This is a genomic window from Falsiroseomonas oryziterrae (genome assembly GCF_021864505.1).
GTDB classification, from domain to species: Bacteria; Pseudomonadota; Alphaproteobacteria; order Acetobacterales; family Acetobacteraceae; genus Falsiroseomonas; species Falsiroseomonas oryziterrae.
This window is the reverse complement of record NZ_JAKJIB010000157.1, coordinates 1-8609: the sequence shown is the minus strand read 5'-3', so window position 1 is coordinate 8609 and position 8609 is coordinate 1. Positions and strand designations below refer to the sequence as shown.

At 71.9% G+C, this 8609-nt stretch carries 9 protein-coding genes; 8 read left to right on the top strand and 1 reads right to left on the bottom strand.

From position 1 onward, the window contains the following. The first annotated feature begins 75 nt into the window (after positions 1-75). The 8 genes from rpsR to L2I40_RS13460 all read left to right on the top strand — a co-directional run bounded on the left by rpsR (position 76) and on the right by L2I40_RS13460 (position 7938). Entirely contained in the window at positions 76-363 is a 288-nt protein-coding gene (gene rpsR / locus L2I40_RS13495; RefSeq protein ID WP_237215480.1) for a 30S ribosomal protein S18, read from the top strand. 22 nt (positions 364-385) lie between these two features. Then, positions 386-1336 carry a DUF2232 domain-containing protein gene (locus L2I40_RS13490; protein ID WP_237215479.1) on the top strand — a complete coding sequence of 317 codons (951 nt, stop codon included), beginning with the start codon at positions 386-388 and terminating at the stop codon, positions 1334-1336. A 25-nt stretch (positions 1337-1361) separates the two neighbouring features. After that, the gene (rplI, locus tag L2I40_RS13485; RefSeq protein WP_237215478.1) at positions 1362-1934 is read left to right on the top strand and encodes a 50S ribosomal protein L9; all 573 of its coding nucleotides are present in this window, start codon (positions 1362-1364) and stop codon (positions 1932-1934) included. Between the two features lie 261 nt (positions 1935-2195). Next, complete coding sequence (locus tag L2I40_RS13480) at positions 2196-3437, top strand: SAM-dependent methyltransferase (protein ID WP_237215477.1); 1242 nt, start codon at positions 2196-2198, stop codon at positions 3435-3437. Between the two features lie 76 nt (positions 3438-3513). Next, positions 3514-5049 carry a replicative DNA helicase gene (locus L2I40_RS13475; protein ID WP_237215476.1) on the top strand — a complete coding sequence of 512 codons (1536 nt, stop codon included), beginning with the start codon at positions 3514-3516 and terminating at the stop codon, positions 5047-5049. A 195-nt stretch (positions 5050-5244) separates the two neighbouring features. After that, positions 5245-6375, top strand: coding sequence for an alanine racemase (gene alr, locus L2I40_RS13470; protein ID WP_237215475.1), 1131 nt, complete (start codon positions 5245-5247; stop codon positions 6373-6375). 4 nt (positions 6376-6379) lie between these two features. After that, a complete protein-coding gene (locus L2I40_RS13465; RefSeq protein ID WP_237215474.1) occupies positions 6380-7165 on the top strand; it encodes an MlaE family ABC transporter permease in 786 nt (261 codons plus the stop codon). Then, positions 7162-7938 (top strand): ABC transporter ATP-binding protein, encoded by a 777-nt coding sequence (locus L2I40_RS13460; protein ID WP_237215473.1) that lies wholly within the window; start codon positions 7162-7164, stop codon positions 7936-7938. Before L2I40_RS13465 ends, L2I40_RS13460 begins: the two co-directional genes overlap by 4 nt. Here the strand turns inward: L2I40_RS13460 and L2I40_RS13455 are convergent. Beyond that, a partial coding sequence (locus L2I40_RS13455; protein ID WP_237215472.1) for a sensor histidine kinase occupies positions 7928-8609 on the bottom strand: 682 nt, incomplete at its 5' end. The genes L2I40_RS13460 and L2I40_RS13455 overlap by 11 nt on opposite strands.

The window sequence follows — 8609 nt, the reverse complement described above, 5'->3', positions numbered from 1 at the left end:
CGCGACGATCGCGAGGAGTTCCGCGCCCGCCCGCGCGAGGAACTCGGCATGGACATGGACGCGGAGTGATCTGAGATGTCCGACCGCACCGAAGACACCGCCCAGAGCCCCGCCGCGCGCCGCCCGGCCGTCGGCGCCCGCCGCCCCTTCTACCGGCGCAAGAAGTCCTGCCCCTTCTCCGGCCCGAACGCGCCGAAGATCGACTACAAGGACGTGCGCCTGCTCTCCCGCTTCCTGTCGGAGCGCGGGAAGATCGTGCCGAGCCGCATCACCGCGGTCAGCGCGAAGAAGCAGCGGGAGCTGGCGCTTGCCATCAAGCGCGCGCGCTTCCTGGCGCTGCTGCCCTACGTGATCAACGACTGATCACACGCGGCGACGGCGTGCCATGCCCGCGGATGCGGCCAACCAGCAGGGGGGACAGACGGGCCAGGGCCCGCTGAACGATCCCGGCTGGCTGGCCGCCGGCGCGGCCGGGCTCGTCTCGGCCTGCCTCTGCCTCTGGGCCTTCCGCGGCTATCCGCTCGGCCCCGCCTTCTTCTGGCTCGCGCCGCTCCCGCTCTTCATGGCGGGGATCGGCTTCGGCGCCGGGGCGGCGGTGGGCGCGATCGGGATCGGCGCGCTGGTGCTGTTCCTGTCCGGGCCGCCGATCGGGCTCTGGGTCTTCGTGCTGGCCTTCGCGGTGCCGGCGGCGATCCTGAGCGCGGCGGCGCACCGGGAGGGCGGGCTCGGCCTGCCGCTCGCGCTGCTCGGCATCCTGCCGGCGGCCGGGATCGCGGGCGCGGCGCTGTATCTGGCCGACAGCCCCGGCGGGCTCGAAGGCGTGCTGCAGCGCATGGCGCGCACCGGGCTCAGGCGCTTCGACCTGGCGGGCCATGCCGGCCTCGTCTCCGACATCGTGCGGGTCAAGGCGGCGGCGCTGGGCTTCTGGCTGGCGCTCGCCTGGGTCGCCAATGCCTGGGCGGCGGGCAAGCTGCTGGACCGCGCCGGCGTGGCGTCCGCGCCGGCCTGGAGCACGGCGCGGCTGCCGGGCTGGTATCCGATCCTGCCGGCGCTCGCCCTCGGCCTCTGGCTGGCGGCGGACGAGGGCGGGGACGCGATCGAGTTGTCGCTGCTGCTCGTGCTGCTGACGCCGCTGCTGCTGCACGGGCTTGCCGTGCTGCACACCCGCACGCGCGGGCGGGGCGAGCGGCCGCTGGTGCTCGGTGCGCTCTACGTCGCGCTGGTGATCCTGTTCCTGCCTACCTCGCTGGCCGTCGCGGGCTATGCCGCCTTCGACCTGATCGCGCGGCGGCCTCCTTCCACACCGGGCGGGCGCGCCGCGCCGCCCTCCACCTGAACCCCTTACCTAGAACGGTCGTGCCATGATCGAAGTCATCCTGATGCAGCGGGTCGAGAAGCTCGGCCAGATGGGCGAGCGCGTGAAGGTCCGCCCCGGCTATGCCCGCAACTACCTGCTCCCGCAGGGCAAGGCGATCCGCGCCAGCAAGGACAACCTCGCCCGCTTCGAGCAGCAGCGCGCCGAGCTGGAGGCGCAGAACATCAAGCGCCGCGAGGAGGCCGAGCGCATCGCCGAGCGCGTGCTCGGGCTCTCGGTCGTCATCATCCGCGCCGCGGGCGAGAGCGGCAGCCTCTACGGCTCCGTTTCCTCGCGCGACATCGCCGACGCCTGCAAGACGCAGGGCGGCCTGACGCTGGAGCGCAGCCAGGTGCTGCTCGAGCAGCCGATCAAGACGACCGGCATCACCACGGTGCGCGTCGAGCTGCACCCGGAAGTGGTGATCCCGGTCGGCGTCAACGTGGCGCGCAGCCAGGAAGAGGCCGAGAAGCAGGCGCGCGGCGAGGACATCCGCGCCGCCGAGGCGTCCGAGGCGGAGAGCCTGGAGGCCGAGCTGGCCGCCGAGCTGGCCGAGCTCGGCAGCGCGATGGAGCGCTAGGGCTTCCCCACGACGTTGCTGACGCAACGCCGCGGGGCCCCCGTGAGGGTGCCGGTCCTTCGCTGATGGCTCATCCGACCGAAGCGAAGCCTCGGTCGGGCATCGGGGGGCGGAAGGGATTGTCGGGCGGGCGGTGCGGGCGGAGGCCCGTGCCGCCTTTCGTGTTTCCGCATGTCTGGAAACGGCTCCGCGGCATTCCTTAATGTCGTTGTAACCGGGGGCGACCGTGGGAGGGCGCGCCACCCGGGCGGAGACCCTGCGATGGTCCGGACGCTGCTCGACGCCGCGCTGGCGCGGCTCATCGTCCATGGCCGGTTGTCGGTGCGCTGGCCCGACGGATCGGTGCGCCACTATGGCGGAACCCCGGGACCGCAGGCAGCCTGCCGCATCGCGACCGACGCCGCCGTCCGACGGCTCGTGCTGAACCCGGCGCTGGCCTTCGGCGAGCTCTACATGGAAGGCGCGATCGAGCCGGAAGGCTGCGGCATCGGCGATGTCGTCGAGGTGCTGGTGCTGAACCAGTGGCAGGGTGGCGAGCATCCAGTGGAGCGCATCCTGGCCGCCGCGCGGCGCCTGACGCGGCGCGTCGCGCAGCTGAACCCGGCCGGACGCGCGAAGCGCAACGTCGCCCACCACTACGACCTCAACGGGCGGCTCTATGACCTCTTCCTCGACGACGACCGGCAGTATTCCTGCGCGTATTTCCCGACCGGGCGCGAGACGCTGGAGGAGGCGCAGCACCTCAAGAAGCGCCACATCGCCGCGAAGCTGCATCTCGGCCGGCCGGATCTGGAGGTGCTCGACATCGGCTGCGGCTGGGGCGGCATGGCGCTGCACCTGGCGCAGGAATGGGGCTGCCGCGTCACCGGCATCACGCTGAGCGAGGAGCAGCTGGAGGTCGCCCGCCGGCGGGCGGAGGAGGCTGGGCTGGCGGGGCGCGTGCGCTTCGAGCTGATGGACTACCGCGCCTGGGATCGGCCGGTGGACCGCATCGTCTCGGTCGGCATGTTCGAGCATGTCGGCGTGACCCACTACGCCACCTTCTTCCGCCGGCTGCGCGCCGCGCTGAAGCCGGACGGCGTCGCGCTGGTGCATGCGATCGGGCGGATGAGCGGGCCCTGCACGACGAACCCGTGGCTCGCGAAGTACATCTTCCCGGGCGGCTATTCGCCGGCCCTGTCGGAAGTCGTGCCGGCGGTCGAGAAGGCCGGGCTCTGGATCACCGACATCGAGATCCTGCGGCTGCACTATGCGCTGACCATCGCCGAGTGGCGCCGGCGCTTCGCGGCGAACCGCGACGCGATCCGCGGCCTCTACGACGAGCGCTTCTGCCGGATGTTCGAGTTCTACCTGGCGGGCGTCGAGCACACCTTCCGGCATGGCGATCACATGAACTGGCAGGTCCAGCTGACGCGCGACAAGGCGACGCTGCCGCTGACGCGGGACTGGATGGCGGAGGCCGAGCGTGACGCGCGGGACACGATCCGGATGGCGGCGGAATAGTCTCCCCCGCTATCCACACCCATCCACAGGGCCCGGGGGGGACGCGGCGAATCGCGATCCGGGGTAGGCTCGGGGCATGAACACCTTCGGGCCTTCCGTCGGTCCACCGGGCGCGCCGGGCAGCGGCGACGGGCTGTTCGGCCTGTCGCAGCGGCTGCCGCCGGCCAACCTGGAGGCGGAGCAGGCGCTGCTCGGCGCGCTGCTCGCCAACAACAAGGCCTATGAGCGCGTCGGCGAGTTCCTCGCACCGGAGCATTTCGCCGACCCCGTGCATGGCCGCATCTTCGGCGCGATCCAGCGGCGCGTGGAAGCCGGGCAGCTGGCGGACGCGGTGACGCTGCGCGCCGAGTTCGAGCATAACGGGCTGCTCGACGAGGTGGGCGGGCCCGCCTATCTCGCGCAGCTGCTGACCGCGATGGTCGGCGTGATCAATGCCGGCGAGTATGGCCGCGTCATCCACGACGCCTGGATGCGGCGCCAGCTGATCGAGGTCGGCGAGACGGTGGTGAACCGCGCCTTCGGCGCGGAGCCGGAGCTGGATGCGCGACAGCAGCTCGAAGCCGCCGAGCAGCATCTGTTCGACCTGTCGAAGGACAATGCGGCGCAGGGCGGCTTCGTCGCCTTCGAGCGCGCGCTGGCCGCCGCGGTGGACATGGCGGCCACCGCCTTCTCGAACCCCGGCGGCGTGTCGGGCCTCTCGACGGGGCTGCGCGACCTGGATCGCAAGACGGGCGGTCTGCACAAGTCGGACCTCGTGATCCTCGCGGGGCGGCCCGGCATGGGCAAGACCGCGCTGGCGACCAAGGTCGCCTTCGGCGCGGCGCGCGCGGTGCTGCGCAAGGCGCGGGAGGAGAACCCGAACGCGGTGCCGCGCGGCGGCGTCGCGATCTTCTCGCTGGAAATGAGCTGCGACCAGCTGGCGACTCGCCTGCTGTCGGAGGAGAGCCGGATCTCCGGCGACCGGATCCGGCGCGGCGACATCTCGCAGCGCGACTTCGACCGCTTCGTGGAGGTGAGCCGCGAGCTGCAGGGGCTGCCGCTCTTCATCGACGACACGCCGGCGATCACCATCAGCGCGCTGCGCACGCGCTGCCGGCGGCTGCAGCGGACCAAGGGGCTCGACCTGATCGTCGTGGACTACCTGCAGCTGATGCGCCCCGCGGCCGGCACGCGGCCGGAATCGCGCGTGCTCGAGATCTCGATGATCACGCAGGGGCTGAAGGCGATCGCGAAGGAGCTGGCGGTGCCGGTGATCGCGCTGTCCCAGCTCTCGCGCCAGGTCGAGAGCCGCGAGGACAAGCGGCCGCAGCTGTCGGACCTGCGCGAATCCGGCTCGATCGAGCAGGACGCGGACATGGTCATGTTCATCTACCGCGACGAGTACTACCTGGCGCAGCGCCAGCCGAAGGAGATGACCTACGACAACGCCGAGAAGTTCTCCTCCGCGCTCGAGAAGTGGCAGAAGGACATGGAGGAGGCGCACAACAAGGCGGAGCTGATCATCGCCAAGCAGCGCCACGGCCCCACGGGCACCATCAAGCTGTTCTTCGAGGGCGAGTTCACCCGCTTCGGCGACCTCGACACCCAGCATGACGGGGGATACGGGGACTGACGTTGTCCCCACGACAACGCTTCGCGTTGCCGCGGGGGGCCCGGATGGGTGCCGGTCCTGCGCTGACGGCTCATCCTGCCGTGGCGAAGCCACGGCAGGGCCGCAGGGGGCCGAAGGGCTTGGCGGAACGCCTCGACAGCCCGGCGGTTGGAGGATAGGGGACGAGCGGCCTGCGGCATCGCCGCAAGCTCCGGAATGGCGCCGCTCCTGGCCGTTTCGGCGGGATGGCGCGGGGCGGAAGGGTTGGCCGGGTTGGTGCAGCAGCACCCTGGACAGGGCGTTCTCCGGATCGATCTCGGCGCGGTGGTCGCGAACTGGCGCGACCTGGGCGCGCGGCACGGCGCGCCGGTGGCGGGCGTGGTGAAGGCGGATGCCTATGGCCTCGGCGCGGCGGCGGTCGCGCGGGCGCTGCGCGATGCCGGGTGCGGCTTCTTCTTCGTTGCGCACCTGACCGAGGGGCTGGCGCTGCGCGCCGCGCTCGGCGCGGGGCCGGAGGTCGCGGTGCTGAACGGATTCCCGCCGGGCGCGGACGAGGATGCCGGGCTGCTGCCGGTGCTGAACAGCCTGGGCGACGTCGAAGCCTGGCACGGACGCGGCAGGACAGCGCTGCTGCATCTCGACACCGGCATGGCGCGCCTCGGGCTCGATGCGCGGGAACAGGCGGCGCTCGCCCAGGACCGGGGCCGGCTGGACGGGATCGCGCTGCGCTACGTGATGACCCACCTCGCCTGCGCCGACGAGCCGGGCCACCCGATGAACGAGCGCCAGCGCGCGCGCTTCGCGGACGCCGCCGCGCGGATCGCGCCCGGCGTGAAGCGCAGCCTTGCCAATTCCTCCGGCATCTTCCTGGACGAGGGGTTCCGGTCGGACCTCGCGCGGCCGGGCTGTGCGATGTACGGCATCAACCCGACGCCGGGTGCCGCGAACCCGATGCGCCAGGTCGTGCGGGTGGAGGCGGAGGTGCTGCAGGTCCGCGAGATCGCGGCGGGCGACACGGTGGGCTACGGCGCGTCCTGGACGGCGCCGGCGCCGCGTCGCATCGCGACCGTCGCGGCGGGCTATGCCGATGGCTATCTGCGTTCGCTGTCGGGACGTTCGCTCGGCCTGCTGCATGGCCGCGCGGCGCCGCTGGTCGGGCGCGTCTCGATGGACCTGACGACCTTCGACGTGACCCACATCCCGGAGGCGAAGCCCGGCGACCGGATGCTGCTGGTCGGCGGAGAGGGGAACACGCCGGACGACATCGCTGCGCGCTGCGGCACCATCGGCTACGAGATTCTCACCTCGCTCGGCGCGCGCTACGCCCGCCTGCACGAAGGCGCCTGAGCCGATGGACCGCGCGCTCGACCTCACCGCCGGACTGGGACGCTTCGTGCTCGCGATGTTGCGCGGCGCGGGCGCCGTCGCGCTCTTCGCCGCGGAGGCGATCAGCCACCTGGTGCGGCCGCCCTTCTACGGGCGGCTGTTCCTCAAGGCCTTCGTGGAGATCGCCTGGTTCAGCCTGCCGGTGGTGGCGCTGACGGCGGTGTTCACGGGGATGGTGCTGGCGCTGCAATCCTATACCGGCTTCGCCCGCTTCAACGCGGAAGGCGCGGTGGCGAACGTCGTGGTGCTGTCCATCACGCGCGAGCTCGGCCCGGTGCTGGCCGGGCTGATGGTGGCGGGCCGGATCGGCGCGGCCTTCGCGGCCGAGATCGGCACGATGCGCGTCACCGACCAGATCGACGCGCTGACCACGCTGTCCACCAACCCGATGAAGTACCTGGTGGCGCCGCGGCTGCTGGCGGGCACCATCGCGCTGCCGCTGCTGGTGGTGGTGGCGAACACGCTCGGCGTCATGGGCGGCTGGATCATCGGCACGCAGCAGCTTGGCTTCGCCTCCGGCGCCTATCTCAAGGCGACCTTCGACTTCCTGCAGGCCTGGGACGTGATCTCCGGCCTGATCAAGGCCGCGGTGTTCGGCTTCATCGTCACGCTGATGGGCTGCTGGTGCGGTTACAATTCGGGCGGCGGCGCGCAGGGCGTCGGCCGCGCGACGACGGCGGCGGTGGTTTCCAGCTCCATCCTGATCCTGGCGAGCGACTACCTGCTGACGGCGGTGATGTTCAGCCGATGAGCGGCGACATCCCGAAGATCCGCCTGCGCGGGCTGTCGAAGTCCTTCGGGCCGAAAGTCGTGCTGGACGGCGTCGACCTCGACATCCGCGCCGGGCATTCGATGGTGATCCTCGGCGGCTCGGGCTCGGGCAAGTCGGTGACGCTGAAATGCATCCTCGGCCTGATCACGCCCGATGCCGGGCTGATCGAGATCGACGGGCGCGACGTCGCGGCGATGACGCGGCGCGAGCGCGAGGCGGTGAACGACCGCATCGGCATGCTGTTCCAGAACGGCGCGCTCTTCGACAGCCTGCCGGTCTGGGAGAATGTCTGCTTCAAGCTGCTGGCGCAGCGGCGCATCACGCGCCGCGCGGCGCGCGACAAGGCGGCCGAGGTGCTGGCCCAGGTCGGGCTCGCGGCGAGCGTCGGCGACCTCTCGCCCGCCGAATTGTCGGGCGGCATGCAGAAGCGCGTGGGCCTGGCGCGCGCCATCGCGGCCGAGCCCGACATCATCTTCTTCGACGAGCCGACGACGGGGCTCGACCCGATCATGGGCGCGGTGATCGACGGGCTGATCGTGGACTGCGTGAAGCGGCTCGGCGCGACGGCGGTCAGCATCACGCACGACATGGCGAGCGCGCGGCGGATCGGCGACGACGCGGCGATGATCCACAAGGGGCGCATCGTGTGGCGCGGCGCGGCGGCGACGCTCGGCGACACCGGCAACGCGCTGGTGGACCAGTTCGCGCGCGGCGAGCGCGAGGGGCCGATCCAGATGGAGCTCAGGAAGTAGGCTCCTCGCGGAGCACCGCCGTGACGTGGACGGCGATACCTTCCGGCTTCCACGCCACGCGCACCTCGCCCTCCGGCAGCCCTGACAGCGCGCGCCGCATCAGCTGGCTGCCGAAGCCCTCGCGTCCGGGCGGGCCCCCGAGCGGGCTGCCGCGCTCGGTCCACTCCAGCAGCAGGCGGCGCGACGTCTCCTCCACCTGCCACGCGATCTCCAGCCTGCCCTGCGGGACCGACAGCGCGCCGTATTTCGCCGCATTGGTCGCCAGTTCATGCAGCACCATGCCGAGCGGCACGGCCACCTCCTCGGGCAGGCGCAGGTTCGGCCCGGTGATGCTGATTCGCCCGATCCCCAGCCGATAGGGCGCGACGACCTCCTCCAGCAGCCCGCCCAGGTCGAGCGTCCCGCCCGGCTCCTCGAGCAGCAGGGTGTGGGTCCGTGCCAGCGCGCGCAGCCGGTCGCCGAACTGCGCGGCGAAGCTGCGCGGGTCGCGGGCCGAGCGTGCCGACAGCGTCGCGAGGGACTGCGCGGTGGTGAGCAGGTTCTTCACCCGGTGGTGCAGCTCCCGCACCAGCAGGTCGCGCTGCGCCTCAGCCGCGCGGCGCCGCTCCGCCGCGCCGGCCATCGCGTCGGCCACGGCATTCACCTCCGCGATCGGGGTGGCGAGGCCCCCC